The 26174-nt window shown below is 57.6% G+C and carries 27 protein-coding genes; 14 read left to right on the top strand and 13 right to left on the bottom strand.

The features are described from left to right. The first annotated feature begins 13 nt into the window (after window positions 1–13). Together MBOO_RS11805 and MBOO_RS11800 are read left to right on the top strand one after the other, a co-directional pair. Window positions 14–853 carry a DUF169 domain-containing protein gene (locus MBOO_RS11805; RefSeq protein ID WP_012107834.1) on the top strand — a complete coding sequence of 280 codons (840 nt, stop codon included), beginning with the start codon at window positions 14–16 and terminating at the stop codon, window positions 851–853. Next, window positions 850–1632 carry a DUF169 domain-containing protein gene (locus MBOO_RS11800; RefSeq protein ID WP_012107833.1) on the top strand — a complete coding sequence of 261 codons (783 nt, stop codon included), beginning with the start codon at window positions 850–852 and terminating at the stop codon, window positions 1630–1632. Before MBOO_RS11805 ends, MBOO_RS11800 begins: the two co-directional genes overlap by 4 nt. Window positions 1633–1651: 19 nt before the next feature. Here the strand turns inward: MBOO_RS11800 and MBOO_RS11795 are convergent, their stop codons facing one another. Beyond that, window positions 1652–2293: a class I SAM-dependent methyltransferase gene (locus tag MBOO_RS11795; protein WP_012107832.1), complete on the bottom strand. Its 642-nt coding sequence runs from the start codon at window positions 2291–2293 to the stop codon at window positions 1652–1654. Between the two features lie 167 nt (window positions 2294–2460). Here MBOO_RS11795 and MBOO_RS11790 point away from each other — a divergent pair, with 167 nt between their 5' ends. Next, window positions 2461–4230, top strand: coding sequence for an MFS transporter (locus tag MBOO_RS11790; protein WP_012107831.1), 1770 nt, complete (start codon window positions 2461–2463; stop codon window positions 4228–4230). A gap of 105 nt (window positions 4231–4335) precedes the next feature. Here the strand turns inward: MBOO_RS11790 and MBOO_RS11785 are convergent, their stop codons facing one another. Together MBOO_RS11785 and MBOO_RS11780 are read right to left on the bottom strand one after the other, a co-directional pair. Further along, a complete protein-coding gene (locus tag MBOO_RS11785) occupies window positions 4336–5082 on the bottom strand; it encodes an ABC transporter permease (RefSeq protein WP_232385610.1) in 747 nt (248 codons plus the stop codon). After that, a complete protein-coding gene (locus MBOO_RS11780) occupies window positions 5079–5996 on the bottom strand; it encodes an ABC transporter ATP-binding protein (protein ID WP_012107829.1) in 918 nt (305 codons plus the stop codon). Before MBOO_RS11780 ends, MBOO_RS11785 begins: the two co-directional genes overlap by 4 nt. Before the next feature lie 203 nt (window positions 5997–6199). Between MBOO_RS11780 and MBOO_RS11770 the strand changes: the two genes are divergently transcribed. From MBOO_RS11770 to rpl12p, 6 genes are all read left to right on the top strand, one after another. Next, a complete protein-coding gene (locus tag MBOO_RS11770) occupies window positions 6200–6772 on the top strand; it encodes a GNAT family N-acetyltransferase (RefSeq protein WP_012107828.1) in 573 nt (190 codons plus the stop codon). A 422-nt stretch (window positions 6773–7194) separates the two neighbouring features. After that, window positions 7195–7782, top strand: coding sequence for a hypothetical protein (locus MBOO_RS11765; RefSeq protein ID WP_012107827.1), 588 nt, complete (start codon window positions 7195–7197; stop codon window positions 7780–7782). A 914-nt stretch (window positions 7783–8696) separates the two neighbouring features. Then, the gene (locus tag MBOO_RS11760) at window positions 8697–9173 is read left to right on the top strand and encodes a 50S ribosomal protein L11 (protein ID WP_012107826.1); all 477 of its coding nucleotides are present in this window, start codon (window positions 8697–8699) and stop codon (window positions 9171–9173) included. 57 nt (window positions 9174–9230) lie between these two features. Next, window positions 9231–9875 carry a 50S ribosomal protein L1 gene (locus MBOO_RS11755; RefSeq protein ID WP_012107825.1) on the top strand — a complete coding sequence of 215 codons (645 nt, stop codon included), beginning with the start codon at window positions 9231–9233 and terminating at the stop codon, window positions 9873–9875. Further along, on the top strand, window positions 9875–10723 hold the full coding sequence (locus MBOO_RS11750) for a 50S ribosomal protein L10 (protein WP_012107824.1): 849 nt from the start codon (window positions 9875–9877) through the stop codon (window positions 10721–10723). The genes MBOO_RS11755 and MBOO_RS11750 overlap by 1 nt, the downstream gene beginning before the upstream one ends. A 23-nt stretch (window positions 10724–10746) precedes the next feature. After that, a complete protein-coding gene (rpl12p, locus tag MBOO_RS11745; protein ID WP_012107823.1) occupies window positions 10747–11058 on the top strand; it encodes a 50S ribosomal protein P1 in 312 nt (103 codons plus the stop codon). A 94-nt stretch (window positions 11059–11152) separates the two neighbouring features. Here the strand turns inward: rpl12p and MBOO_RS11740 are convergent, their stop codons facing one another. From MBOO_RS11740 to hypF, 3 genes are all read right to left on the bottom strand, one after another. Further along, window positions 11153–12151, bottom strand: a complete 999-nt coding sequence (locus MBOO_RS11740; RefSeq protein ID WP_012107822.1) for a radical SAM protein — start codon at window positions 12149–12151, stop codon at window positions 11153–11155. A 26-nt stretch (window positions 12152–12177) separates the two neighbouring features. Then, window positions 12178–12603: a primase-like DNA-binding domain-containing protein gene (locus MBOO_RS11735; RefSeq protein WP_012107821.1), complete on the bottom strand. Its 426-nt coding sequence runs from the start codon at window positions 12601–12603 to the stop codon at window positions 12178–12180. Between the two features lie 66 nt (window positions 12604–12669). Further along, a complete protein-coding gene (hypF, locus tag MBOO_RS11730) occupies window positions 12670–14892 on the bottom strand; it encodes a carbamoyltransferase HypF (RefSeq protein WP_012107820.1) in 2223 nt (740 codons plus the stop codon). A 39-nt stretch (window positions 14893–14931) separates the two neighbouring features. Here hypF and MBOO_RS11725 point away from each other — a divergent pair, with 39 nt between their 5' ends. From MBOO_RS11725 to MBOO_RS11715, 3 genes are read left to right on the top strand one after another with little or no spacing between them, the layout of a single operon-like run. Next, a complete protein-coding gene (locus tag MBOO_RS11725; protein WP_012107819.1) occupies window positions 14932–15462 on the top strand; it encodes an ArsR family transcriptional regulator in 531 nt (176 codons plus the stop codon). Beyond that, complete coding sequence (locus MBOO_RS11720; RefSeq protein WP_012107818.1) at window positions 15446–16255, top strand: DUF7839 domain-containing protein; 810 nt, start codon at window positions 15446–15448, stop codon at window positions 16253–16255. Before MBOO_RS11725 ends, MBOO_RS11720 begins: the two co-directional genes overlap by 17 nt. After that, window positions 16252–18339 carry a DEAD/DEAH box helicase gene (locus MBOO_RS11715; RefSeq protein ID WP_012107817.1) on the top strand — a complete coding sequence of 696 codons (2088 nt, stop codon included), beginning with the start codon at window positions 16252–16254 and terminating at the stop codon, window positions 18337–18339. The genes MBOO_RS11720 and MBOO_RS11715 overlap by 4 nt, the downstream gene beginning before the upstream one ends. Before the next feature lie 59 nt (window positions 18340–18398). On the opposite strand, the gene hcp is transcribed toward MBOO_RS11715, so the two are convergent. After that, a complete protein-coding gene (gene hcp / locus MBOO_RS11710) occupies window positions 18399–20024 on the bottom strand; it encodes a hydroxylamine reductase (RefSeq protein ID WP_012107816.1) in 1626 nt (541 codons plus the stop codon). 83 nt (window positions 20025–20107) lie between these two features. Here hcp and MBOO_RS11705 point away from each other — a divergent pair, with 83 nt between their 5' ends. Further along, window positions 20108–20467, top strand: coding sequence for a winged helix-turn-helix transcriptional regulator (locus MBOO_RS11705; RefSeq protein ID WP_012107815.1), 360 nt, complete (start codon window positions 20108–20110; stop codon window positions 20465–20467). Between the two features lie 16 nt (window positions 20468–20483). On the opposite strand, the gene MBOO_RS11700 is transcribed toward MBOO_RS11705, so the two are convergent. The 6 genes from MBOO_RS11700 to MBOO_RS11675 all read right to left on the bottom strand — a co-directional run bounded on the left by MBOO_RS11700 (window position 20484) and on the right by MBOO_RS11675 (window position 25077). Then, entirely contained in the window at window positions 20484–21380 is an 897-nt protein-coding gene (locus MBOO_RS11700; RefSeq protein ID WP_012107814.1) for a hypothetical protein, read from the bottom strand. Further along, window positions 21331–22173 carry a polymer-forming cytoskeletal protein gene (locus tag MBOO_RS11695; RefSeq protein WP_012107813.1) on the bottom strand — a complete coding sequence of 281 codons (843 nt, stop codon included), beginning with the start codon at window positions 22171–22173 and terminating at the stop codon, window positions 21331–21333. Before MBOO_RS11695 ends, MBOO_RS11700 begins: the two co-directional genes overlap by 50 nt. 324 nt (window positions 22174–22497) lie before the next feature. Beyond that, window positions 22498–23103, bottom strand: coding sequence for a 30S ribosomal protein S3ae (locus tag MBOO_RS11690; protein ID WP_012107812.1), 606 nt, complete (start codon window positions 23101–23103; stop codon window positions 22498–22500). Window positions 23104–23107: 4 nt separating this feature from the next. After that, window positions 23108–23377, bottom strand: a complete 270-nt coding sequence (locus MBOO_RS11685; protein WP_012107811.1) for a KEOPS complex subunit Pcc1 — start codon at window positions 23375–23377, stop codon at window positions 23108–23110. Next, complete coding sequence (locus MBOO_RS11680; RefSeq protein WP_012107810.1) at window positions 23374–24591, bottom strand: DHHA1 domain-containing protein; 1218 nt, start codon at window positions 24589–24591, stop codon at window positions 23374–23376. Before MBOO_RS11680 ends, MBOO_RS11685 begins: the two co-directional genes overlap by 4 nt. Before the next feature lie 27 nt (window positions 24592–24618). Beyond that, window positions 24619–25077: a 30S ribosomal protein S15 gene (locus tag MBOO_RS11675; RefSeq protein ID WP_012107809.1), complete on the bottom strand. Its 459-nt coding sequence runs from the start codon at window positions 25075–25077 to the stop codon at window positions 24619–24621. 280 nt (window positions 25078–25357) lie between these two features. Here MBOO_RS11675 and MBOO_RS11670 point away from each other — a divergent pair, with 280 nt between their 5' ends. Further along, entirely contained in the window at window positions 25358–26095 is a 738-nt protein-coding gene (locus MBOO_RS11670) for a hypothetical protein (protein ID WP_012107808.1), read from the top strand. Window positions 26096–26174 lie beyond the last annotated feature (79 nt).

Raw genomic sequence — 26174 nt, 5'->3', positions numbered from 1 at the left:
CGGGGGAGCCGCAATGAAGAGCATCACCTCGGAAAAACTCGGGCTCGCACACGAACCCGTTGCAATACTCTGGAGCAATACCCTGCCCGAAGGGGCGCTCCGGATAAAACCTCATGGCCAGACCTGTATCATGCCCTTTTTTGCGCAGGTGGCCACAAAGGGAAAGACTGCTGCCTTCGACCGGGAGAGCTACGGCTGCCCCGGCGCCCGGGCCGGCCTGGGTTTTGGCAACGGTTACTATGATGCCTTCGGGGGTGCCGGGGTGGACTTCATGTCCGCATTCTTTACCAAGGGCGCCGCGAGCAGCAAAAACCCGGAGGCCTATTGTGCAACCGTGCAGCACATCCCCGAACGCGAGAGGGAGAAGTTTGTCCACGGGGAGCGCCTCCACAAGGACCCGGAGAAAGCACGGCGGTTCATGACCGCCGATCTGCCCGTCACGGATATTGCCGAGAAGTACGTGATCTTCACCCCTCTTTCGAAAGTTCCGCCCGGCGAAAAACCGGTGGTCGTGGTCTTCCTTGCCGATCCCCTTCAGGTAACCGGCCTTGTTACACTTGTTGGTGCCGTTCGCGAGGGCACAGATCCGGTCCGGGTCCCACCTATGGCCGCCTGCCAGCAGATCGGTGCTTTCGTGTATGATGAGGCAAAAAAAGAGCACCCCCGGGCCGTGCTTGGATATACGGATCTTGCGGCCCGCGCAAATGTAGGAAAGACCATCCCTGAACAGATGTTCACGTTCGCCGTGCCATACTCCCTCTTCCTTGAGATGGAGGTGGAGTCAAAGGACGGCGTGTTCGATGGCCCGATCTGGAAAGGATTTGCGGTGGAACGAAAAGGAGCATCCGCATGACGAACACGGATTTCCGCGAGATCGGATCGAAACTTACAGAAGCGTTCCGTCTCTCCACACGGCCCCTTGCCGTGTACGGGGCAGAGATACTGCCGGCTGGCATCCCTCCGATGGCCGGAATCAACCGATGCTTTGCAGTCAGCATATACCGGATGGCGGCCGGGCGCGAGATACCGGGGATCTATATTGGGGCCGGAGCAACGGAAGGCTGTTGCATGGGCGGGCTGTTTCACACGGGATACATCCCGGTGCCTGACGATATCAAATACTTCGTCTCGACAGGCAGGAAGGATGTCCGCGGGGGTGCGGCAGAGTACCTGAAGGCAGGCCCGGATCTGGTCGACCGCTGCTCGGTGGCAGCCGGGCCGATCCACCCGCCGGGAAAATATCTTGTTGTGCAGGCATGCGAAGTTCTCCCTGATCCTATGCCCAGCGTCCTCTCCCTCTGTATCTTTGGGAATGGCGAGCAGATCCGGAACATGGCGGCGCTCATCCACTTTGATCGGGACGACCCATTCTCTCCGGTCATCGTCCCGTGGGGGTCGTCCTGCTCAACGTTCATCACCTTCCCGGCCGGCCTTGCGGAGAAAACACCCAAAAACACCGCCTTCATGGGTCCGCAGGACCCCACGCAGAACCATTCCCTCCCGCCGGAGATGATGGCACTCGGGATCCCGGCAGAGATGGCCGTGCGGATGGCCGAAAACCTCGACGCCTCGTTTGTCACCCGGCGACCACAGGTGGCCTTCCCCCGCCATGTGGCAAAGCAGGACCGGTAAGTTGTTTCTTTTTTTTGGTTTATGATCTCAAGAGCCGGCTGGCGAGCAGGTAAATGACCCGGTGCGGCCCGAATTTACTTGTAACATCGATCGTCTTCAACTCACGGATGTCAAAATACGGCGAGGTGAGGTTCCGGATCTCGGACTCCGATGAAAAATAGAGTGTTGTCCCGATCTGGGTCGTCCGGTATTTCCCGGCTCCGCCAAAATGGGGGTCGCTCTCATCAAAGCAGACCGAGAAGTACAACGCTCCCGGGTTGGTGATTTTATATACGTTTTTGATATACGTCTCCCGATCTTCCGGGAATATGTGGTGCAGGAGTTCCCAGTCATAGGCAAAGTCAAAAGTGCTGGTCACTTCGTGGAGGTCGCCAAGCAGGTCAGCGACCACAAACCTGCACCGGGCCCCCTGTTTTTTTGCATGCGCCTGTGCAATCCGGATCGCGGCAGGGGAGCTGTCCACGCCCGTGACATCAAATCCGAGACCGGCGAGATAGATCACATAACTGCCGGCACCGCATCCGAGATCGACAGCCCTGCAGGGCCGGACGATCCCATCCTGAACCAGTTTTACCAGGGCATCAGGAGGGGTCTCGCTGTACCAGGGAATCTGTTCAGGCTGCAGTGTCCGGTAGATCCGATCAATATCGGCATACTTCATGGAACCTCCCTCCTGATGAGAGATAGGCCGGCAGGTGTTTCAAGGTTTCCCCGGGTTTTGCCTTCCCCTCTTCCTTTCCGGGAACTATCATCATTATAGCCCCCCGCGTTCAACCCTGTTAACTGTATTTTACATCTCCCCCGTCAGCCCAAGGCAGGACAAAGCGCATGGAAACGACCCAGGTACCAGATACCCTCACAGGGGCCGCGAAAAAGGGGATCGATTACAAGTGGATCGTCCTCTCGATCACCACCATCGAGATGTTCATGGTCTCGGTGAACGGGAGTATTACTCTCATCTCGCTTCCTGCGATCTTCAACGGGATTAATATCGATCCGCTCACCTCATTCCAGTACCTCATATGGGTGCTGATGGGTTACAGCCTGGTTACCGCAACCCTCCTTCTTTCCTGCGGCCGGCTCTCGGATATGTACGGGAGGGTAAAACTTTACAATATCGGTTTTGCGATCTTCACACTGGGCTCCATCCTGCTCTTTCTCACGCCGGACAAAGGCAATGCCGGAGCCATTGAGATCATCGCCTTCCGTCTCGTTCAGGCTGTAGGGGCCTCGTTTACCTTCTCCAACAGCGCCGCGATCCTCACCGATGCGTTTCCCCCGGACGAGCGGGGCAAAGCGCTGGGGCTCAATACCATATCCTTTCTTTCGGGGCAGTTTGTGGGACTGATTCTTGGTGGCGTCCTCGCGTTCTATAACTGGCGGTACGTGTTTCTCGTCAGCGTGCCGGTTGGCATCCTTGGCACGGTCTGGGCATACCTCAAACTTAAAGAGACCCCGCTTCCAAAAAAAGTGCGGAAGATCGATGTCTGGGGCAACATAACGTTTGTCGCCGGCCTCACAACCCTTTTGATCGGTATCACCTATGCTCTTCTTCCCTACGGGAATGATCCGATGGGATGGGGTAACCCGTGGGTTCTTGGAGCGATCGGCACCGGCATCCTCCTCCTGATTGCATTTCCCATCATTGAAAGCAGGGTCGAGGATCCGATGTTCCGCCTCGATCTCTTTAAGATCCGGGTCTTCACGCTGGCCAACACTGCCGGTTTTTTAAGCGCCCTGGCGCGGGGTGGCATGTTTTTTATCCTGATCCTGCTGCTGCAGGGCATCTGGCTTCCGCTCCACGGCTACAGCTACGAGTCTACACCCTTCTGGGCCGGGATCTTCATGTTGCCGCTCACCGCCGGGTTTGTGATTATGGGCCCGCTCTCCGGCTGGCTCTCGGACAAGTACGGCGCCCGCTGGTTTGCCACCGGAGGCCTGATCCTGATCGCCCTCTCGTTTGTAATCCTCGCCTCACTGCCCTATAACTTCGATTACCCTATCTTTGCTGTTGCGCTCCTAGTCATGGGGATAGGAAACGGTATGTTCGGGTCGCCCAACATCGCGTCCATTATGAACTCCGTGCCTCCCGAGGACAGGGGCGTGGCCTCGGGCATGCGGTCGATGCTCCAGAACAGCGGCATGGTCGTCTCGATGGCGCTCTTCTTTACCATCGTGATCGTGAGCTTAACACACCTCTTTCCCCCGGAACTGGCCTCGTCGCTCGTGAGCACCGGGGCGCCGGAGCTTATCGTCCCCATGGGCGCCATCCCGCCGACCGGTGCCCTCTTTGCCGCATTTCTGGGCTACAACCCGGTCCACACAATCCTCGTGGCCATGCCGGCGGCAACCGTTGCCGCGATCAGCCCTGCAACGATCGCGGTCCTGACCGGTACTACCTGGTTCCCGACAACGCTCGCAAATGCCTTCATGCCCTCGCTTCGGCTCTCGTTCTATATCGGGGCCCTCCTCTCGATTATCGCGGCGGTTCTTGCCTCTATGACTGGATCCCGTTTCGTCCACGAAGAACAGGCAGGACGCGGGAAAACAGATGAAGTGCCGGAGACTGTTGAGGACGTACCCGTGGATATTACCTGACCCCCTCCCGCAAGGCCCTCCTCTTAACTCCCGACTGGGGTCCGGCCACATCGGAAAATACGATTGCGCCCCCCGGGATATGCAGATCTGACCCGGATTCCTCTCCTAGATCCCCTTTGAAAGGTTGTACTGCTGGATCAGTTTTGCCGCCCCCACGAATGCAACGATGACGACGCCCAGAACGAAAATATCCACAACTGCGGGATAGACTCCGGTGTTGGTGATCGCCCCGTTGAACAGGTCGACCAGGTAGGTGAGCGGAGAGAGCTCGTTGGTCCATCTCCAGCTCCCGAGCTGGGTAAGTGGGATAAAGATGCCCGAGACAAAGATCAGGGGCAGGCGGATGAGGTTGGAGACCATCATCACGTTGGAGGGGTTGCTCATGGCCGGGGAGGAGAGGAGGGTACCAAGCGCAGCGAAGGCAAACCCGCCAAGAACGAGCGCTACCGCGAGGAGCAGGGGATGGGCGAGGGGAAGGTGGAGGAGGAGCGTACCCGCACTCCAGACAATCGTGGTGATCACGATCCCAAAGAGCGCCCCAGCAAGGATATCGCCCAGAATGATGCTCTCCAGCGTTACCGGCAGGGAAAGGAGGCGTTCGTAGGTCTTCTCCCGTTTCTCCCATGGTGTGATCAGCGGGCCGGTGGAGGACGAGGAGAAGAAGAGCATCATGCCCAGGAACGCCGGGAAGAAGAGGACGAGGTCGAGGTTGCGCCCGATAAAGAAGGTTAAAAACATCAGGAAGGGAAAAAGGAGACCGAAGATTACGACCGCACCCTTGTAATAGTAGATCCGCATGTTCTTCTCGGCTACAAGAAGGACGCTCCGCACAAAGAGCCGGGGATCCATCATGCACCTCCCGTGAGCTGGACAAATGCCTCTTCGAGCGTCGGTGTCGAGGTCGCAACCGAGATGATCTTGAGGTGCTGCCGTTCGGCAAGAGCGGCGAGGTATTTGACGGCAGGATCAGCGTCATCCGTGTACAGCCGCCACTTGTCCCCGTGGGGCTCCACCCGGAAGGCTCCGCCCGCTTCGAGCAGCTCCCTTGTCACCGGCTGCTCAAACGCGACCTCCACGTATTTTGCGGTATCAAACGTCTTTTTGAGCCGCTCCGGGCTGCCAGTTGCCACGAGCTTCCCCTTGTTGATGACGCTGATGACCGTGCAGAGCTCGTTTGCTTCTTCTATGTTGTGCGTGGTCAGAAAGACCGTGCTTCCCTCATCGTTCATCCGGCGGATTGTATCAAGCACGAGCCGGCGACTGAACACGTCCAGGCCCCCTGTAGGCTCATCAAGGAAGAGCACCGGCGGCGAGGGGACGATAGCACAGGCAATGCTGATCCGCTGCCGCATCCCTTTCGAGAAGGTGCGGACAATGTCATCTTTGCGTTCGGTAAGTCCCAGGTAGGCGAGGATCTCATCTGCCCGTTTTTTGCGGGAGGCACTGTCCATGCCGTAGAACTTTGCTGTCCAGAGGATATTCTGTTCGGCAGTGAGGTCGGAGTAGACGGTGCCGTTCTCGGGAATAATCCCCATCATACGCTTGGCCTCAAGCGGGTGCCTGCCGATATCGATCCCGCAGATGCGGGCAGCGCCGGTATCCGGTGTCAGGACCCCGGTCAGCATACGGATGGTGGTGGTCTTCCCGGCGCCGTTCGGGCCCAGAAAACCACAGATCTCCCCGTCTTTAACGGCGATACTGACATCATCAACAGCCAAAAAAGAATCAAAGGACTTGCTGAGATGATCAGCCTCAATAATGGCCATGTAATGTTTCCTATACGTTATTGACGGCCGGGACCATATGAGGGTATCCCTTTATCCGCAGGATCCCCCGTGGTTTCCCGGAAAGGGCCGGATATTTTTCACTCACCGCCAGCGTTATACGGTGCCGGCCCGAAACGATCACCGGTAAAAAGGTGCCAGGTACCGGCACAACTGTTCGCTGGCACCCTCCCCGGAGCATTTTGATGGTTTTCTCCCTTCCTACAGAGCGGCTGGTTTTAGAGGATATGAACGAGCGAGATCTCGATCCTGTCCGGTGCATGGCCCTTGATCCTGCGGTCATGAAGTTTGTCTGGATCTGGCTTGAAAACGAGGAGCAGATTGCAGGTTTCGTACACCACGCGATCGCTGAAGCCGCACGGCCGGACCGGCAGGGCTACATCCTCGCGGTCCGGATCCCGGGGACCGGGGATTTTGCCGGCTTCGTCCTCCTGGAGATCGATCCCAGCCAACCGACTACCGCGGAGGCAGGGTGCATTTTGCGGCCGGAGTACTGGAAGAATGGCTATGCATCCGAAATCCTCCGGGAGCTGCTCGCGTTTGGCTTTGGGACACTGGGCCTGCACCGGCTGTACGGGAAGTGCGACGAGCTCAATACGGCCTCGGCCCACGCGCTGGAGAAGGGCGGCCTTGTGTACGAGGGCACGCTCCGCGAGCATGTCTGGCTGCGCGACCACTGGCGGTCCACCCGGTATTACGGGATGCTCAAAGACGAATATCGTCCCGGCGCTCACGCTCCGAAAAGGCAGGGGAATTAGCAGATTCCCAATCTTTTTTAGCAGACCCAGGAACACGGGCAGGTGCAAACGTGTTCGCAGCACCAGCATAAGTAGGGGTAAGCCCAGCAGCACATACCTGATACTCATCGCTGGGGTGCATCAATCCGGCGTTGAGTGAAGTTTTTTTTGCAGTCTTTTGCGGTGATCGGTTCGCTCCTGCCGATAATTTTGCACCCGGTCTCCGGATTTTTAAGGAACCATGGCGGATGAACGTGAGTTTTCGAAAAATATGCACCGTATCCGTGGTTCACGCGAACCGCCCTTTTCGCGGAAGAGCAGTTCTCTCTCCGGATAACGTGAGAGATAACGAGATCCGGCTTTTTACAGAAGCCAAACCTGTACCTGAAATATTTTTTTCACTCAACGACGACATTATCCCAGAGCAATGATAAAAATGCTGTATGGAAACCGCACAGGGTGTATGCAGCGCTGGCGGTGCCAGCCCCGCGGGGCTTATCATCGGAATTATACTTACCTTTTGTCTGTTAGCGGGGTTTACGTTTCTCATTGCCCTTCTTGCAAGGAGTATCCAGGGCCGGAAAAAACAGCTGTCAGTCATCGGTGGCCTGGTCGCCATTATCTTTGCCGTTAACAGTGTCGCGGATCTATTCCCGGGGCCCGCTGAAGTTTTACCTGTGCATTTCCCTGCGATGGCATTGTTCATCCTGATCCCGCTTGCGATTGTCCTTGCAGGGCTTATCTGGTGCTGGTCGGAGAACCCTGACGGGATTCCCGTTGATGCGGTACTGTGTTCCCTTATCGTTACCATCGCCGGGTTTGTGCTTCTCGGCCTTCTCTCGATCTCTGGTCTCCTGGCCCGGCTCGTTCACCCTGCCACAGGTTCTCCCGGCCAGACTGAGGTCCTCCCGGGAGGGAGCATGATGCTGATCATGGCCCTTATCGTATTTGTGATCACTCTGGTTTTTGCCGCTGGCGGTTACCTACTCATCGCTCGGTTCAGGAATGGCAAGGGCCGGAAAACCCTGTAACTTTTTCCGGGCGCCTGCGGGGATTTGGTAAGCAAAGGGCAGACCGGATCCTCTCCCAGTCAATGGAGAATTGGGGGTCACATTGGTACAAACTGATTCAGGGCATCCGGGTATTACCGGGAAGTTCACGTCATAAAAATGAGTAATTTTCAGAGTGCTTTCAGCCACCATTTGCAAAAAAGGATCATGTGACCCCCATCAGGTGTCCTGCGTTTTTGCCCGGATTTTGGCCGGGATCCGGCTTGATTTTACGAGAGAAAATGGAGCGGGATGAGGGGACAGGGATCCAGGATATGTGTGAGGGGGGTCACATGGTGTAAAAGTGCCGGGCTAGGGTTCCGGGGTTGATCGCGATAATGGGCCAGGAAGGCCCGATCCTGTAGTTCTACAGGTGACTCGTTCCCCCCCAGTACAGAACCCCGCTAAAGGGAAAAATTAAGTCTTTTTAAATGCGTTATTTTTTGGTTTAACTCCCAAATTGCAGGTTTTTCTGTAGCGGTGGACAAAGTGGTCTTTTTTGGTGTCCACCAGCTTTTTTTAGGGGAGAATCGGGGGCAAAATCAGGCCCGGGCTTGCAGGAAAGAGGGACAATTTTTGAGAGGGGGGGATAGATCCTTTATGACCTAGATCTGGCATAATAACAGAAATATATGTTGCACCAGATGCCAAAGATAAGCCCGTGCCAGGTTAATTTTCTGCCCCGTCTGGCAAATACCCTTTATTGTCACGGCCCTCGGGTGAGTACTGACGACTGCGGGATACCCTTTGAATTATGAGAAATCTCTTCCCGCTGGAGCCTCACTGGTATTTATCCTCACATCACTCCTGACGATCACCTTTATTTCCCCTTACGTCAAATGTAACAGACCCAAGCTGAGTGCCCGTACTTAAACGGGACGGCATGGTGCAAAACTATGGCAGAAGTGGTCGAGGTTTTAGTACCCGGCGGGAAGGCAACCGCAGGTCCGCCATTAGGACCCGCGCTCGGACCACTCGGTATCAACGTGAAGGCAGTCGTCGATGAGATCAACGCCAAGACCGCGTCATTCAATGGAATGCAGGTCCCGGTCAAGGTCGAAGTCAACGATAAGAAGCAGTTCACGGTCACGGTGGGTATCCCACCGACGACGGCTCTCATCAAGAAAGAGGCCAATATCGAGAAAGGATCCGCAGAGCCCAACGCCAAAGTGGCAGGAAACCTGCCATTCGAGGCCGCTGTCAGGATTGCCAAGATGAAACTCGAAGGCATGCTCTCCTACGAGCTCAAGACTGCCACAAAGGAAGTCGTGGGTACGTGTGTAAGCATGGGAGTCAACGTTGACGGCAAGCGCCCCAAAGAAGTGCTCGCCGACATCGCTGCTGGCAAGTATGACAGCGTCCTTCTGAAGTAAGTCAGGAAAACACCATAGGAGATCGAAGGTTTCGGTCGCAGACTATGGAGGAATCTGATGGTAGAAAGGGCAAAAATTCTGGAAGCCGTAACAACGGCGATTGAAAAGGCGCCAAAGCGGAAGTTCTCCGAAAGCATCGATATTACCATCAATCTCAAGAATATCGATATGGCGCAGCCGAAAAATCGTATCGACGAGACGATACTGCTCCCGAACGGGACCGGAGAAAAGACCGGGATCTGTGTCATCGGGAGAGGTGATATCGTCACGCAGGCAAAGGATGCCAAGGTTGATCTGATTCTCGGCCCTGATGAGGTAGAACGGCTGGGAGGCGCCCCGCGTGAAGCACGCAGGGTCGCAAGCTCTTACAAGTACTTCCTTGCCGAGACCGCGGTCATGCCGCAGGTCGGTCGTTTCCTGGGTCCCCGGCTCGGTCCGCGGGGCAGGATGCCGATGCCGATCCCCGGACAGACCGATATCCGCCCGATTGTCGAGCGTCTCCGTAACTCGGTGAAGATCAGGACCAAGGACAAGACGGTCTTCTCCACCAAGGTTGGTTCGACGGCCATGACACCGGAGCAGGTATCCGAAAACATCGACGCGATCCTCAAGCGTGTCGAGTCCGTCCTCGAACAGGGTCACTTAAACGTCCGCTCGGTCTTTGTCAAGACAACGATGGGCCCGTCCGTGAGGCTGGTATAATGGCAGTCTATACCCACCACCTGCCCGCGTGGAAGAAAGACGAGGTCGCGGATATCAAGAAGCACGCGAAAGAGTTCACCCTGATCGGGCTTGTCGACATGTACGGCATTCCTGCACAGCAGGTGCAGCAGATCCGGCGTAACCTTCGGGGTAAGGCAGTTATCAAGGTCACAAGAAACACCCTAATCGAGCACGCACTCGGCGAGATTGGCGGGGACACGAAGGGACTCACCAGGTTTATCTCCGGACACTCCGCGGTGATCTTCTCCAACGACAACCCGTTCAAGCTCTACAAGCAGCTCGAGAAGACCAAGACCAAGATGGCCGCAAAAGCCGGCGAGACCGCTCCCGAGGACATTGTCATCGAGAAGGGGCCCACGAGCTTCAAGCCCGGCCCGATTGTCGGGGAACTCCAGCAGGCCGGCATCCCCGCAGCCATCGAAGGTGGCAAGGTCAAGATCAGGGAGACCAAGACCGTTGTCAAGAAAGGCGCGGTCATCTCGGCAAAGCTTGCCGATGTGCTTGTCAAGCTTGACATCAAGCCCATGGATGTGGGGCTCGCCCTCCAGGCAGCCTTCCATGATGGCAGCCTGTACGAACCGTCAGTGCTTGCCGTGGATGAGGAGAAAATCCTCGCCCAGATCCAGCTCGCGGGCCAGCAGGCGTTTAACCTGTCGGTGAACGCGGCGATCCCGACCAGGGAGACCCTGGCAGCGATCCTGACCAAGGCCGTCAGGGACGCACGCGGTCTTGCGATCGAGGCAGACGTCTATGAAAAAGACGTTATCGATGCGATTATTGGTAAAGCCCACAGAGAAAGCCAGGCAATCAAGAGCCTGGTAAAATAAGAAATTAACAAGGTGAATTTAAGATGGAGTATATCTATGCAGCACTTCTCCTGCACAAGGCAGGCAAGAAGGTCGATGAGAACGGCGTCAAGGCAGTCCTGACCGCCGCAGGTGTAGCAGCAGACGAGTCCCGCATCAAGGCGCTCATTGCAGCCCTCGACGGCGTGAACATTGAGGAAGCTATCAGCAAGGCAGCCGCAGCACCGGTCGCCGTTGCCGCAGCCGCACCCGCAGCCCACGCAGCCGCAGCACCAGCTAAGGAAGAGCACAAGGAAGAGGACAAGAAGCAGGAAGAAGAGAGCGGCATGGCAGGGCTCGGCGCCCTGTTCGGCTAAATCTTTTTTTCTTCGTTTCACTTAAGTGATAATTGTCTGATTGTTTTTCGCAGCTGCCCATATGCGAGCGGATGCCATTCCGGGTATATCCCGGTTAAACCGGCACGCCCACGTAGATATTGTTCTTGGCGGCCACGATCTTTACCCGGACCTGCCCCGAGGTTTTATCGCAGCCAAAGACCGAGACCACGCGGTTTCTTGCAATTCCCAGCTGCTCGCCGTGGATCCAGCCGGGTGCTTTGATCTCAACGGTTGCCTTCTCGCCTTTTTTAAACACCTGCGGGAGGGAGGGGCGCCGTCCCGTCCCGAAATTCCGTTCGGGATCGAGGCGGAGGGCGAGGCCGGAGGTTTTCTCCCACTCTTTGATACTCCGGTTAAAAAACTGCCACCAGCTCTGGACCTTCACGCCTTTGGGCGTCCGGCCGTACTTGTACCGCTCGAACTTCTGAATCCCAAGAGGCGGGAACCTTTTGCCTGCCCCGCACTCCCGGGCAAAAGCGATCAGTTTGGGGATCTCGGCGTCGTTGATCCCCGGCATGTACACTGGGGCTATAAGGAGGTCCATAGAGCTCGCCGCCACCGCCCTGGCGGCTTCCGTCACCTTCTCAATATCAAACCAGTCCACCCCGGCGAGCTCGCGGGCGAGTGCAGGGTCGAGGGCGTGGAGCGAGAGGTTCATCCGGTCGAGGCCGGCGTCCGCCAGCGCTGCGATTTTTCTCTCATCAAGGAGCGTGCCGTTGGTCTGGAGCGAGACGGTTGAGACGGCATCGATCGCCTTGAGTGCGGCAACCAGTTCGGGAAGCCGGGCGTACATGAGCGGTTCGCCCGGGGAATCGATGTGGCACTCGACTCCCGTACCCTTGAAGGGGGCAATCTCCTCAACGGCCGAGAGGAGGTAATCCAGTTCGACTTCGTAACTGGTTGCCCGGGTTTTCGAGCATGGCCCGGCATCCACCGAGCAGAAGGGACAATTGAGGTTACAGCCGCAGCTCGGGCGCACCTGCAGGAGGCTCGTGCCCCGGTCAATAACACCAAAATAGAGCGAGCCGACAAGTGGGATATCCGAGCCGGCGGTGATGCGGACATGCGGCATGGTTCATACCCGCCCGGCAGGAGCGGTCAGCGGAACCGGCATCCCTGCCATTTTCCCCGGAAGACCACCGGTCGGGGATTCTCCATCTGGGGGAGGAGGTACTCGAATGCGTCCTTGTCCACCGGCTTCTTGTTGCTCTTCCGGCAGAACTGGGCATAGGTGTCGTACATGATATCAAGAGGGACGGTGCCCTTGGGATCGCTCACCAGCATCTTCTCGTGGAAGTCCCAGATCCCCTCGAACTCGGCGTCGTCTTCTTTTAAGGGCCGGACAATCCCGAGGTTGATCTCCGCAGAAATACTCTGCTCGTCAGCCTGCGCTCTTATCTGGAGAAAATAGTCATGCACGGCCGCAAGCCCCTGCCGGAGCTCGGTGAGCTCTTTTTCCAGGCTCTGGATCCGTTTTTCCTGTTCCTGAATGATGTCCAGCGGGTACATCGCAGATAATCTCATCTTTGTACTTCCGCCAAGATAAAATGCTTGTTTAGGCGATCTGGTTCTGCCGGTCCATCCCTGCTGCTATGAGAGTTTCCCTGCCCAGACGCACTGGCCAAAAGAGACACATCCGTCACCGGGCGGGTAGGCATAGTTAATAAGAAGCGCAAGACCGTTGCTTTCGATCTCCGCACGGATGGTCTCCCGAATGGCCCTGTTGGCAACCACGCCCCCGCTCAGGGCAACCCGGGAAATGCCCTCTCTTTCTGCGGCGTGGATGGCGAGCGCTGCGATCCCCCGGGCAAGGTTGTACTGGAGGGATGCCGCAATGTCCCGGATCACTCCCTGGTCAAGGTTGTGTGCGCAGGAGATCCGGGTAAGGGCCTCTTTGAGAATCGCACGGGTAGAGAGGCACTCACACCCGCCGATCCGGGAAAATACCGGCTCCCATGTTTCTGCCTTCCCGCCAGCTGCCGCCGATTCGAGTTTCATGGCCGGTTCCCCGTCATACGTACGCTCCCGGCAGATCCCAAGCAAAGCCGCCGCCGCATCGAGGACCCGGCCGGTGCTGCTGGTCATTGTGACATTGAAGCCGCCTGCCACCTGCTTTCGCATCACTCCTATCTCTACATCTGTCCAGCCCCGGCTGCGGAGAAGATCGAGGCAGGCCTCTTCGGGCAGGATGCCGTACAGCATCCGCTCCGGGAACCGGGTGGCAAGATCGCCACCCGGCATCGCCACCGGTTCGAGGTGGGCGACCCGGGCGAGATCCGGCACCTGTCCGGCAAAGACCTCGCCACCCCAGATCGTGCCATCGTCCCCATAGCCAACGCCGTCAATCGCGATCCCGATACAGGGCTCCGTTGTTGTCGCGGCGATATGGGCCCGGTGGTGCTGGACTGGAACAAGCCCAATCCCCCGCTCTTCGGCGATCTCCTTTGCAAACCGGGTAGAGAGGAACTGCGGGTGGAGATCGTGGGCTACTACATCGTACTCTGCTCCCAGTAACCGCTCGAGTTTTGCCACAGTCTCCTGCAGGTACGCGAGCGTTGCCGGGTTCCGGACATTGCCCACGTGGGGGGAGGTAACGGCAAACCCCCCCTTGTAGATCGTGGCGTTCGCGTTCAGCTCGGGCCCAACGCCGAGAATGCAGCGGGAACCGAGACTGATGGCCGTCCGTTTCGGGGCGATCCCCCGGGAGAGGCGGAGGATCAGACCGTCACGCATCACCGAGTCGTCAACCCGGTTTTCGATGGTGCGGTTGTGGACAAGGAAATAATCGGCGTCCTTTGCGAGTTTTGCAAGCGCGACATCCGTGTCCGTGATCATCGGGTAGCCGGGCATATTGGCGCTTGTCATGATTAGGAGCGGGTGCTGCAGGTGGGAGAAGAGGAGGTGGTGGAGCCCGGTGTAGGGGAGCATGCAGCCGATGGTGTGCAGGTTACTGATGCCTGCGTGAGAGGAATGAACGCATTTTTCAAGCACCACGATCGGGTGGACGGGGCTCTCGAGCAGTTCGCGCTCGGCCGGGGAGACGCAGGCTATTGTTTCGGCATAGCCCGGCCGGACCATCACCGCAAACGGCTGTTCGAGCCGGCCGAGGCGGGCCTTGAGTTCTCCTGAGGATTCCCCTATACAGGCAAGGTGGAAGCCCCCAACGCCCCGGATCGCGAGGATCTTCCCGGCATCGAGCAGCGCGGCCGCCTCCCGGACCGGATCGGTGCAGGGAAGATCGGCGCCAGCCCCGTCCATGAGCCGGAGCGAGGGGCCGCACCTATGGCAGGCGATCGTCTGGGCATGGTGACGCCGGGAGTGCGGGTCACCGTACTCTCCTGCACAGGCCGGGCACTTCGGGAAATCGTCCATGCTTGTCCTCTCCCGGTCATAGGGAATCGCCCGGATGATGCTGTACCGTGGTCCACAGTTTACACAAGAGGTGGCCCAGTATCCCTCGTACCTTCCACCGGGTGTAAAAATATCCGCGATACAGTCGCTGCAGATCGCGATGTCCGGAGGAATCATCCCGGAAAAAGTGCCGGTCCCGCTGCTTCTGATGACAAACCCGTCCGGGATCCTGGCATCGGTATCGGTCACGTCAACCGAATCGATCCGGGACATCGGCGGGCCACGGGAGACTGCTGCAAGAAACTCTAAAAACCGTTCGCCCCGGGCATAGATCTCCACCTCGCTCCCGAGGTTCTTGACCGAGCCTGCGATCCCGAACTCAGATGCCCGGGCATATACAAAAGGGCGGAATCCGACACCCTGGACGATGCCGCGAACCAGAATTTTGCCCTTTGTCTGCATGGGAAAGCCGCAAAAATTTATTGAATTATACCACAATATATGTATAGGGTTTTCACTGTGCCGGGTCACATCCGAATTGTCAACGATCCTGTCGAACTGGTCCCCCTTCTTATGACGTTCAACAGTCCTGCGTTCAAGAAGGTGTACGAACTTTTGAGCAAATCGTGGATGACCGAGGACGAGATCCAGGCACAAGTGAAGGACGATTCGGTCCCGGTCTGCCTCCAGATCTTAAAGAAGGGAAACCTTGTCGAGGAGCAATGGCGGATGCCAAAGCCCGGCGAGAAGCCGCAGAGAGAGTTCCGCGGCACGTACAATAAGTTCCGGGCAAACTTCCAGTGCAACCTGCAGGATCTCTCCGATATCCTCTACATCTCGCTCTCCAACGATGAGAACCTCCGCGATGTGGTCAGCCGGATCGAGGCCGAACTGGGGAACGGTAACACCTCTATTTCTGACCTCTCGCGCAAGTTCGGTGTGAGCCCGGTCTTCATCCGCGGCCTCGCCAAACGGATACCTCACCTTGATGTGAAGGGACAAGGGCTGGTGCTCCTTGACACCGGACGCTAAGGATCCTCTCTATTCTATCCTGCGCAGCAAGCGTGAAGTCTCACGGTTACAGATTCTGGTCGAGATCGCCGAACACCAGCCGGCGGTTCGCCAGCAGGAGATCGCGGCCAAGCTTGGCGTGACACCGCAGGCGATCTCCGAATACATCCGCGAACTGACTGATGAAGGGATGGTCTCGGCGAGCGGGCGCGGGAACTATGAGGTCACGAAGGCAGGCATCGAGTGGGTGCTTGCAAACGCTGAGTCGCTGGAGGCCTATGCCCGGCATATCCGGCGTGACATCATCCAGCAGGTCTCGATATGGACGGCGATCGCGGCTGATAACCTTAAGGCCGGGGATGAAGTCGGGGTCTTCATGAAGGGCGGATTTTTATACGCGGCAAAAAAGCCGCAGCCCGCTATGGGCTCTGTTGTGGCCGATGCAAAAAAGGACGAGGATGTAGGGGTGGCCCGGCTTAACGGGATCATCGAGCACCACGAAGGCTCGATCACCATCTGCAAGGTACCCCGGGTCCAGCACGGGGGTTCGCGCCGGGTGCAGCTGGACCGGCTCAGGGATCTTGTTAAACCGGCCGGCCTTGTTGCGGCTGTTGGGCTTGAGGCTTCCATTGCACTCAAGGCCGCCGGCCACAAGCCCGACCTCTTCTTTGGGGCACGGGAGGGAGTCATCGAGGCGGCCTTCCACGGGATCGACTGCGTGATCGTGATCGTTGACGAGGAGTTCACGGATTTCTTAAAACGGCTGGAGAGTGTCGGGCTCTCGTACGCCATCGTGGACCTGATCTCCCCATGAAGATCCTCGTTCAGCCGACAAAAGGCAGTTACAAACTCCTCTTTTACGATGACAAGCACGTGGTGGGTGTTGGGATCTGCGATATGACCGGGACCCCCAAGGGGCCCCGGCCGGTCCGTTACCGCCTCCGCTGGGGGTCGCACAAGGAATACCGCGCAACGCCCACCAAGGACCTCGTCGCCCAGCTCCGTGAATCAGATGTACGGATGGTCCGGCCCGATAAGGACTTCGAAGAGTTCCTGCATTCGTTCCAGATCCGGGCCGGCACGGTCAATGCCTGCCGGATGTGCCTGCTGGATGACCGGTACACATCGATCAACGATGACAATTTCGTAATCTTCGGTAAAAACGAGAAGATCTGCCTTGACTGTGCCCGCCGCGAACTCCGGCGCGAGATCGCCCCGATCGGGCATATGGGCCGCGACACGCTCCGGCACTTCGAGGAGCTGCTCGTGGCAACCCGGAACCTGGACCGGGTGCTAGCGCTTGTCCAGCCGGACAAGGTCTCGATGAAGGCGGCGCTCTTTGACCGGATCGAGGCCCACCCGGTGCTTGCCACTGCGAAGCTTAACGAGCTGCCGCTTCCCCCTGCCTTTGTTGCCGCATGCCAGGTCGAGTCACTTATGCCGGCCCAGCAGCTTGCGGTGGAGGCAGGCCTGTTGTACGGCAAGGATCTTCTCGTCGTCGCAGCTACAGCGAGTGGTAAAACCTTCATCGGGGAAATGGCCGGGATGAAGAACTATCTTTCCGGACGGGGCCGGATGCTTTTCCTGGTACCGCTTGTTGCCCTTGCAAACCAGAAGTACGAGCGTTTTTCCGAGCGATATGGTGCTCTTGCAAAGACCGGCATCCTGACCGGTGTGTCGCGCCTCAATCTCCCCGAGACCCGCAAAGTGGGCGACCGGAACCCCCAGGCCCCGATCCTCGTGGGCACATACGAGGGCCTGGACAACATGATCCGGTGCGGCCAGAAGATGTCCAACATCGCAACGGTCGTGATCGACGAGGTGCAGATGCTCGAAGATCCCGACCGGGGCCACCGGCTCGACGGGCTCGTCGCCAGGCTCAAGTACCTTGCGCCGCAGGCGCAGTTCCTGTATCTATCAGCCACGATCGGGGTACCCAAGCTGCTTGCAAAGAAGCTCAACTGCCAGCTTGTCCGCTATGATGACCGCCCGGTGGCGCTCGAACGCTACCTCCTCTTTACTGAGAGAAAGCAGAAAATCCCTACGATAAAGAAGCTCACCACAGAGGAGTACGCAAAGACCTCCACGAAAGGTTTCCGGGGCCAGACAATCATCTTCACCAATGCCCGGGCCCGATGCCACACGATCGCTGATGCACTCGGGATGCGGGCGGCTGCCTACCACGCGGGGCTCACCAGTCAGGAGCGCCGGGAGGTTGAGACTAAATTCCTTGGTGGCAAACTGATGGCGGTCGTGACCACGGCCGCTCTCGGGGCCGGGGTTGATTTCCCCGCCTCGCAGGTAATCTTCGATGCCCTTGCCATGGGTCGGGAGTGGCTTTCCGTGCAGGAGTTTAACCAGATGGCCGGTCGGGCAGGACGGCCGGACTTCCATGACCTTGGAAAAGTCGTGCTCCTTGCCGAACCCGGGGGAAGCTACTCCCGCGAGAGCCGGGGGACAGAAGAGGAGATTGCGCTTAAACTCCTCAAAGGGGAGATGGAGGAGGTCGCTCCTGTCCATGATCTCGAGCAGAGCTCGGAGGAGTTTGTTGCAAACGCGGTTGCATGCGGTGGCGAGGAAGCGGATCTTGCCCGGATCAACACAACCATGGTAGGGAGCATGGAGCCGGTGCTGCCGGAACTTGTTGCGCATAAACTTGTACATAAAGAAGGGACAAAACTGGTACTCTCCCCGCTCGCCCGGGTGATGTCCGAACATTTCATCGGCCTGGAACGGCTGCTTGAGATCATGCACCTGGCAAAAGAGCTTGATGATCCTCTCGATATCATCGCGGAGCTGGAAAGCGAAAGGATCGATGACGAACCCGGGAAAAAAGAGAAGGAAGAGAAGGGCGGGAAGGCAGCGCATGGGCACAAAAAAGGCCATGGAAGACGGTGAATTTCCCGTTTGTCCTTTTTGCAATCCGTGTTACAGTACCTGTTCCCGCTGATCTTTTTTTACATCCTGACGCCCGGGACAAGCCGGGCAAGGTCCGCCTCGACCGTGCTGTTCTTTGCAATCCCGAAGTTATCCACGAGCACCTTCAAGACACCCGGGGAGACAAAGGCCGGGAGTTTTGGCCCGAGCGTAATGTCTTTTACGCCGAGATTTAACAGGGCGAGGAGGACAAGGGCTGCCTTCTGCTCGTACCATGCAATGTTGTAGGAGATCGGCAGCTCGTTGATCCCAACACCGAACGCCTTTGCGAGTGCCTGGGCGATCACCACGAGCGAGTAACAGTCATTGCACTGGCCGGCATCGATCACCCGGGGGATACCGCCAATGGAGCCAAGATCAAGTCCGTTGTACCGGTACTTGGCGCAGCCGGCGGTCAGGATGACCGTGTTTTTCGGGAGTGCCTTTGCAAACTCCGTATAATAGGATCGCTCGCTCTGGCGTCCGTCACAGCCGGCCATGACGATGAAGCGTTTGATATCGCCATTTTTGACCGCTTCGACAACGGTCCCGGCAAGGGAGAGAACTGCGGTGTGAGCGCAACCGGTGACAAGGTCGCGCCCAGGCGCGTTTGGGCCCTGCGGGGGCTGGCATCTCTTTGCGTGGGCAATGACTGCTGAAAAGTCCTTTTTCCCGTCCTTTCCTGCAACAATATGTTTTACGCCAGGGTACCCTGCGGGGCCGGTGGTATAGATCCGATCCCTGTAGGAATCGTTGGGTGGCACAATGCAGTTCGTGGTCACGAGCACCGGGCCGCTGAACCGCTCAAACTCTTCCTTCTGGTGCCACCACGAACCTCCGTAGTTGCCGTAGAGATGCGGGTACTTCTTGAGCGCCGGATAGGCATTGGCCGGCAGCATCTCGCCGTGCGTGTAGATATCCACGCCGCTGTCCTGTGACTGTTCCAGGAGCTGCTGGAGATCTTTTAAGTCATGGCCGGTGATCAGGATGCCGGGGCGGTTCCCGACAGAGGTCCTGACAGATGTGATCTCCGGGTCCCCGTAGGTCTTTGTGTTTGCCGTGTCGAGCAGGGCAAGCGTGGTCACGCCGACTCCCCCGCATTCGAGAACAAGCGCGGTCATCTCACCTGCCGGGAGATCGTGAAGGGTTGAGGCTAGTCCCTTCTGCATGAAGTCCGTGATCTTTGCGTCAGTATATCCGAGCACGGCCGCATGGTGGTAATAGGCTGCAACACCCTTGAGCCCGAAGAGGAGCAGGGCCCGCAAGGAACGGACATCATCGTTGCCGTTTGCGGCTGCGGCAATCTCCTCTGCTTTTGCTGCAATCTCGGCATCGTTCTTTGGCGTCCACGTGCACGCATCGGGCTCGTTTGCCCCGCTCGCCGGGAGGGCGTCACGTAGTGCGATGGCCCTGGTAATGAGATCGCGGAGCCGGGCATCGTCGAAGTTTGTATTGGTCAGCGTTGCAAACAGGGCGTTTGTAATAAACATCCCGACATCTTTGTTCTCCTTTCCGCTCTTTGCCGCAGCAATGTTTCTCTCTGAAATTCCCTTGCAGAGCCAGATCAGAACATCCATCCGGCCTGCCGTGTGGTCTTCCTTGCCGCACACGCCTTTCACGGTGCAGCCGGTTCCTCTTGCGGTTTCTTCGCACTGGTAACAGAACATTTTTTGCTCCTGTTGTATGTTTTTACTACAAGGTTTCTTTTGTATACTGTGGTTAAATAGGAAAGAGTTTCAGAAACTATACCATGGATGAAACCTGCACGGTCAACATGACAGTGAAATACCTGACAAAGAAATGGACGCTCCTTATCATCCTTGAACTTTACAAGGGGCCGGAGCACACGCGAAGGTTCTCGGAGCTCATGGACGCGCTCGACGGGATTACCCAGAAAGTACTCTCGGAACGGCTCAAGGAGCTCGAGGAGGAGGGAATCCTTACAAAGAAGATCGATGCCACCACATTCCCGGTGAAAAGCGAGTATACCCTGACCGGGAGCGGCCTTGAGCTCATGGATGTGATCCGGGGGATAAAGAAGTGGGCGCTGAAGTGGAAGATCGATAACATTCCCTGCGGCAGCCAGGACTGCAGAGTCTGCGTTCTTTAAAAAAGGAGGATACGGGTTATTTTGCCGGTGCCGGCCGTGCAATACAGACCCAGTGGTCGTAGAAGGCATCCCCGGGGTTCTCCCGGATCTCGACCGAACGACCTGCTTTGTTGCCCCATTGCTGGATCCGGGACGCCTCCGGCTCCGTGCCCACCGTGATGAGTGTTTCTTTGGTCACGGAAAAAAGCCCGTTTACAATCTGCTGCCACATTTCCTGCGAGAACGGATTTATCTCCCCCATCATGATCCCGATGCCCCGTGGCACCGGCCGGGTGTAGGCTGCCACCTGCGTGGCATCGATACACATGGACTCTTCCGGAAGCAGTCTGCCTTTCTCGATGCCGAGCGTTAAAAGTGATGCATCGTTGTCATACGAGAGCGGGGTGTAGCCGAGCTCGCGAAGAACAAGCGATCCCACTCCGGATCCGCAACCGCAGTCAATACAGGTGCCCCCGGATCCTCTCCCCCAGACTCCGGTAATCACGTCCGCAAGGATACCTTTCCGGGCCGGGTTGAGATCCTCCATGGCCGCCGGGACTTCTGTGGCGAGCCGAAGGGAAAAGTATTCCCGGACCGCGGTATCCCAGACAGCCCGGTCCTCTTGGTAAATTTCGCCATTCACCTGCTCGAAGGCATCGATCAGGGCTAAACTGGGACGCCGGCAGGCAAATGATCCCGCGATCCAGCCGCCGGGCTCGTGGAAGGCAACTGCGATCGGGTCGCTGTTCTCGTCCACGAGCATCCTTCCTTCGTCCGCGTTGTCGCGGGCCAGCAGGTCTGTGTACAGCGGATCGGTGAGCGCGGCAAATGACGGCTCGATGAACGTGACCTCGTCAAGTTCGAGGATCGTTGCTGCCTTCAGCTTATTCCCCTCCGATGTGCATCCCGTGCGGGGCCTCGATGATCCCGTCAATCTTTGCGTCCTCGGAGAGGAAGATCTCTTTTGCAATAACGTCGCCAAGGATATGGGCGCCCTTCTTCACGAACACCTTCCCGTTGCTCTCCACGTTTCCATGGACCGTAACGCCGCCTGCTACGCTGACCGTGCCTCGTGATCGCAGGCTGCCAAAAATGACCGTGTCTTCGAGTACTTCGATTGAGCCGGCCCGGATGTTGCCGTGCAGCCTGCATTTCCGCCCAATCTTCATTGATGAGGGGACGGAGAAGACCTTCATGTTGAGCCGGGACCGGGCTGGGATCATGAGCGGCACTTCCACCTTCGCATCATCATCAGTGAAGAGGTTGTCAAGGATCCGGTCAAGCTCCCGCTCGTTCTCTATTTTCAGCATCGTCATGAGGTAGATGAGGATAAAGACAAGAACCGGCATCGGGTTTCTCACTGCAATCTCGCCGGTGGCCTCAAAGCCCTGGGCGATCTCCACCTTCTCACCGATGTCGAGCGCCCCGCTCACTACGAGTTTGCCGGCGATCTTTACCCCTTCGCCAATGTACGCGTCCTGCTTTGCGATAACATCGCTTCCGATCTCGCAGAGGTTGCCGATCCTTGCATCTCCGTTTGCCCAGACGTACTCCCGGATCTTCGTGGACTCTCCCACGTACACGTCAGCGCCCCGCAGCCCGTAATCGATCTGGCAGAACTCGCCGACCACGATATCCCTGTCGGTTTTGATGCTGTGCTCCTGGAGTTCCGTCCCGTCCGGCAGGAGGCAGTGCCTGTGCCAGTTCTTTACCGAATCCCCTCTCATCGATCCCCCGAAATGTTCCGTGTCACCGTATCATGCCCCGTACTTGTGCGCCCGGTATGTCAGGTCAAGCGCGATCGGCAGCAGCCCTGCCCCTGTGATCCGGCAGAGTCCGCCCCGTGTACAGGCGTATTCCCCGAATTCTGTCACTTTGTCCCCCCGGATGGCCCGTCAATCACGATGAAAAGGATCCTGTGGGCGGTCATTCGTACGGAATGGTTGGACGCGCGGATTAATTATGTTTCCCGGTTTTATCGCGCATGGAAAATAGCCCTCTGGAATGCCACAACGGGAGAAATGAACTGTGGGAACGAAAAAAAAAGAAATTTATGCGGTGGAGACCGGTGCTGCGACCTGCTCGACCTTGGATTTGATGATCTCGACCCGTCGGGTGGGGTAGAGGGTCTTTACGAGCTTGAAGAGATCCTTGGAGATCTCGCCCGAGACAACGCCGTTGACGAGGGTATTAAGGTCCCATGCCTGTGCCTGTGCAACAAGGCCGGCCGTGATCGCGTTCCGGAGTGCGTGCTCCTGGGCAATGTTTGCCCGTGCGAAGGTATAACAGCTGATCGTGAGCCTGACCTTCTTGTTGTCCTTGGTAACGACCTGCACGTGGCAGTCAATACGGGAGCTGCGGCGCTTGACAAGCGACCTGAGGTAGTCCCTGGTCACTTCGTGGCCGACGAACTCGGTGTAGGCCGCATCACCGGTGACCTCTGCGATCTTGAAGCTCATCTTGATATGCTGCTTTGCGTAGTCGTTGGTGATCTCGCCAAGCGTGGCCTGCATGATACGGCCCTTGACGGTCTCAACTTCGCTTGCGATGGTGTCGCCGATGTACGCCTTGCCGAGGTTGTCGGGGGTGTACACCTTGAACCAGCTCTTGGCTTTCCAGCCTTCAACTCTTCTTCCAGCCTGTTTTTTCTTTGCCATGGTATCAACTCTGTACTTTTTTTATTCCCTTTGGTTGGGATTTTCCTTGGTTCTCATGCGGGAGTGTTATTGCCTCATCCGCAATTGCCAGATTCATAAGGTAATCGTCCACGGATGCGATAACCGATCGCAGCTGTGTGCTTTCTATCACGGTTGTGACCAGGTTCCCGTCTGCGGTGGTGGTCATGCCTGTGAGGTTGTCGGGCGCAAGGGATGCTGCTACGCCGGGTGCATCCACGTGGGTGGTGGCAATAAGGCCCCGTACCTGCTTCATGCAGCAAGCCCCTCCTGCCATCCCTTCACGAAGGCATCGAGTCGCTTGCAGGGGATCGTGGCCCCTGCCCGGCTGTGGTGGCCCCCGCCGTTCCCACCGCAAGCCGCGGCGAGTTCCCGGACAAGCAGCCCGAGATTGGCAGTGGTGCCATGGGGTAGGCGGGTCGATATCCGGCACTCCTCCCCTGTTCGTGCGTACACGAGCACCGGTGCCTGCTGCACCCGGTCCCGGGCAAGCACATCGGCAACGTCGCTTGAAAGGGTGGCATTGCCGCATTCGTAGACTGCACAACCCTCCTGTACCGGACGGACCTCGCCAAGCGCTGCAATCACCGCGAGGTGGTGCTTACGGGTCACCTCCCAAGCCTCTGTGATCTCCACAGATGAACGCAGGCAGAGCGCCACCGCAAGGTCGCCGCAGCCGGATTTGCCGCAGGCATCGATGACAGCGGTAAGCGCGTGGGCGTCCTCGATAACCTCGCGCTGGAGGTGCATGGTGTCGCCGTAGAGCAGCATAAGACCCTCTGCCGACGCCTCCGGGACAGAAGTGAGCACCGCAAGGCTGATCAGAACATCCGGTTTCAACCCGTTGTCTTCCTGAGTGGAAGCGAGCAGGTCAGCAACGGCTGAATCGCTGCCGCTGATCCCGGGGAGATAAGGACGGGTGGCAAGCAGCCACCGTTCCGCCATGTCACGGCCGGCAAGGGTTATCCCCTTGTCCGGGACAATAATCCCGTTTGCCACACCTTCGTTGAAGATCGCGAGGTTCCTGCCGGCAAATGCCTGGCCATCGCCGATGATGCCGGGGATTACGAGACCGGCAAGGTCCCGGTTGTCCCCCATTTCCTGAGCAACGATGTAGGCCATGCCGGCCGCAGAGAGCTCCCGGTCGCCATCGATCTTTTCCAGGCGCGGGTTTGCGTGGAACTGCCCGCCAAAGAGCGGGATGTGGTGATCAACCACGATCGTCTCCGGGGGCAGGTCTTCTTTACCGGATCCCAGGTCGCACAGGAGCGAGACCGCATCGTGCGAGAGCTCCGCCGCTGAGATATCCGCACAGATCCGGAGCCTGAACCGGATCCCGGCCCGGAGCATCGCGTGGCAGAGGATAGCCCCTGCTGCAATGCCATCAGCGTCGTGGTGGGCGTATACCTCTACGAACTGCTGGCGCCGGATCTGCTCTGCGACGACTTTAGCGGATTCTTCAAGCGACATGGGAATACCGGGACGATTGTTACCTTCTTACCTGGACAGCAGGATCTCGGCGTTCTCCGGCTTGTAGGTGAAGCCTGCGGGCAGTTTCCTGGTGCCGATGTAGTACTTCACGAGGCGGCGGATCTTTGCCTCGACAAGGTGGAGCTGCCTCTTGTTGTGCAGGTCCTTGGGGTTCTCGCCCAGGTGCTTGCGCAGGCCCAGTGCCTTGACCATCAGGTCGCGGAGATCCTCGGGGATCTCGGAACTGACCTTGTTCTCCGTTAAGATGTCACCGATACTTTTTCCGGTGACCATCTTGACATCGGGGACACCGTAGCGGTCCCGCAGGACAAGGCCAATCATGCTGGCCGATGTGCCTTCCTTGCGGAGATCGACGATGAGCTTCTCGATTGCTGCCTTGTCCGTGTTGGACCACGCGGGCGCTTCATTACGCGCCGGCCGCACCGAGCTTGACTTTCCTCTTCTTCTGGCGTGCATTCGTGCCATGCTTATACCTCCGGTAACGAACTATAGTGTAAGTCCAGAAAAGTGCAGTATATGCTTACTGACTCTCTGTAATCCCAAAGCCTAAGTTTTGAGGCCGTGCCAAGAAAGGCACGTCGGACTTACATCTGTCAGCACCTTATAAGAAAGTGCTACCCTACTATTGACGGCTGCAAATATTAATGGTATCTGTGTCCCGGTGCCGCTTTTGTAAGAGATCAGCGGGCATTTCCTCCATCGCACGTACCCTTTTTACAGGGTCGCGACCAACGGAAGAAGTACTATGGATGGGCTGCATCCCGAACTGCCGGGCGACGAGTGCGATATCCGTATCCGGGACTGTTTCTCGGTCAAATACATCCAGTCCGCTGCCCTCTTCTGCCGGTTTGGGTGGGCAATTGAATCCGGCTATGCGTCCACCGGCACGCTCTCCGCGGAAGAGCGGCTCCGGCACGAGGCATTTGTCCTCAACGCACTCTTCTCCACGGTTGCCTTCCTGGAATCCAGTATCAACGAGCTCTGGTCGGACGCCGCTGACGATGCGTTCTTCTTTGCGGACAAAAAAGGCGAGGCGCTGCTGCGTGCCGTGGGAGAGAAATGGAGTAACGAGAATTATTTCGATCGCACTCCCCTGCCGGCCAAGTACCAGAAGGTTCTTGAGATCGGGAATATGCATCTCTTTCCTGACGACGATCCGGACTTTTCCGGGATAAAGGACCTGATTATGATCCGCAACTACCTGATGCACTACCGGCGCGAGTGGGTGATCATCCATTCAGGACGGCAGGCCGGTGTCCCTGCGGAGACTCACGCGGAAAAGTTCGAACAGCTCTTAAAACACCGGTTTGCCGAGAATCCGCTTGCGGCAAAAAACCTTCCCTTCTTCCCGGACCGGTGCCTCGGTCACGGATGCGCTGAATGGGCGGTAACGACAAGCCTCTCATTTACGGACCGGTTTTTCCGGGAGCTGTCCTTGCCGGCCTCCTATGAAGGGATAAGGGATGAGCTTGTGACGAGGTGACCGGGCAGCAAACATGCGTGTGCGGGCATAGGTACCGGCACGAGCATAAAACAATAATAAAAAGGGGAAATCCCGGTTT

Origin of the sequence: Methanoregula boonei 6A8, assembly GCF_000017625.1 — an archaeon.
GTDB classification, from domain to species: Archaea; Halobacteriota; Methanomicrobia; order Methanomicrobiales; family Methanospirillaceae; genus Methanoregula; species Methanoregula boonei.
This window is presented reverse-complemented; position numbering and strand designations above follow the sequence as displayed.

Bases quoted from the DNA above. Each gene is read 5' to 3' on its own strand.
- hcp (WP_012107816.1), bottom strand. From the start codon at position 20,024: ATGTTCTGTTACCAGTGCGAAGAAACCGCAAGAGGAACCGGCTGCACC.
- MBOO_RS11805 (WP_012107834.1), top strand. From the start codon at position 14: ATGAAGAGCATCACCTCGGAAAAACTCGGGCTCGCACACGAACCCGTT.
- MBOO_RS11735 (WP_012107821.1), bottom strand. From the start codon at position 12,603: ATGAGATTATCTGCGATGTACCCGCTGGACATCATTCAGGAACAGGAA.
- MBOO_RS11795 (WP_012107832.1), bottom strand. From the start codon at position 2,293: ATGAAGTATGCCGATATTGATCGGATCTACCGGACACTGCAGCCTGAA.
- MBOO_RS11695 (WP_012107813.1), bottom strand. From the start codon at position 22,173: ATGAGAGGGGATTCGGTAAAGAACTGGCACAGGCACTGCCTCCTGCCG.
- MBOO_RS11765 (WP_012107827.1), top strand. From the start codon at position 7,195: ATGGAAACCGCACAGGGTGTATGCAGCGCTGGCGGTGCCAGCCCCGCG.
- MBOO_RS11675 (WP_012107809.1), bottom strand. From the start codon at position 25,077: ATGGCACGAATGCACGCCAGAAGAAGAGGAAAGTCAAGCTCGGTGCGG.
- MBOO_RS11685 (WP_012107811.1), bottom strand. From the start codon at position 23,377: ATGAAGCAGGTACGGGGCCTTATTGCCACCACCCACGTGGATGCACCC.
- MBOO_RS11725 (WP_012107819.1), top strand. From the start codon at position 14,932: ATGTATAGGGTTTTCACTGTGCCGGGTCACATCCGAATTGTCAACGAT.
- MBOO_RS11770 (WP_012107828.1), top strand. From the start codon at position 6,200: ATGGTTTTCTCCCTTCCTACAGAGCGGCTGGTTTTAGAGGATATGAAC.
- MBOO_RS11785 (WP_232385610.1), bottom strand. From the start codon at position 5,082: ATGATGGATCCCCGGCTCTTTGTGCGGAGCGTCCTTCTTGTAGCCGAG.
- hypF (WP_012107820.1), bottom strand. From the start codon at position 14,892: ATGCAGACAAAGGGCAAAATTCTGGTTCGCGGCATCGTCCAGGGTGTC.
- MBOO_RS11780 (WP_012107829.1), bottom strand. From the start codon at position 5,996: ATGGCCATTATTGAGGCTGATCATCTCAGCAAGTCCTTTGATTCTTTT.
- MBOO_RS11680 (WP_012107810.1), bottom strand. From the start codon at position 24,591: ATGTCGCTTGAAGAATCCGCTAAAGTCGTCGCAGAGCAGATCCGGCGC.
- MBOO_RS11750 (WP_012107824.1), top strand. From the start codon at position 9,875: ATGGCAGTCTATACCCACCACCTGCCCGCGTGGAAGAAAGACGAGGTC.
- MBOO_RS11670 (WP_012107808.1), top strand. From the start codon at position 25,358: ATGGATGGGCTGCATCCCGAACTGCCGGGCGACGAGTGCGATATCCGT.
- MBOO_RS11755 (WP_012107825.1), top strand. From the start codon at position 9,231: ATGGTAGAAAGGGCAAAAATTCTGGAAGCCGTAACAACGGCGATTGAA.
- MBOO_RS11800 (WP_012107833.1), top strand. From the start codon at position 850: ATGACGAACACGGATTTCCGCGAGATCGGATCGAAACTTACAGAAGCG.
- MBOO_RS11690 (WP_012107812.1), bottom strand. From the start codon at position 23,103: ATGGCAAAGAAAAAACAGGCTGGAAGAAGAGTTGAAGGCTGGAAAGCC.
- rpl12p (WP_012107823.1), top strand. From the start codon at position 10,747: ATGGAGTATATCTATGCAGCACTTCTCCTGCACAAGGCAGGCAAGAAG.
- MBOO_RS11705 (WP_012107815.1), top strand. From the start codon at position 20,108: ATGGATGAAACCTGCACGGTCAACATGACAGTGAAATACCTGACAAAG.
- MBOO_RS11790 (WP_012107831.1), top strand. From the start codon at position 2,461: ATGGAAACGACCCAGGTACCAGATACCCTCACAGGGGCCGCGAAAAAG.
- MBOO_RS11760 (WP_012107826.1), top strand. From the start codon at position 8,697: ATGGCAGAAGTGGTCGAGGTTTTAGTACCCGGCGGGAAGGCAACCGCA.
- MBOO_RS11740 (WP_012107822.1), bottom strand. From the start codon at position 12,151: ATGCCGCATGTCCGCATCACCGCCGGCTCGGATATCCCACTTGTCGGC.
- MBOO_RS11715 (WP_012107817.1), top strand. From the start codon at position 16,252: ATGAAGATCCTCGTTCAGCCGACAAAAGGCAGTTACAAACTCCTCTTT.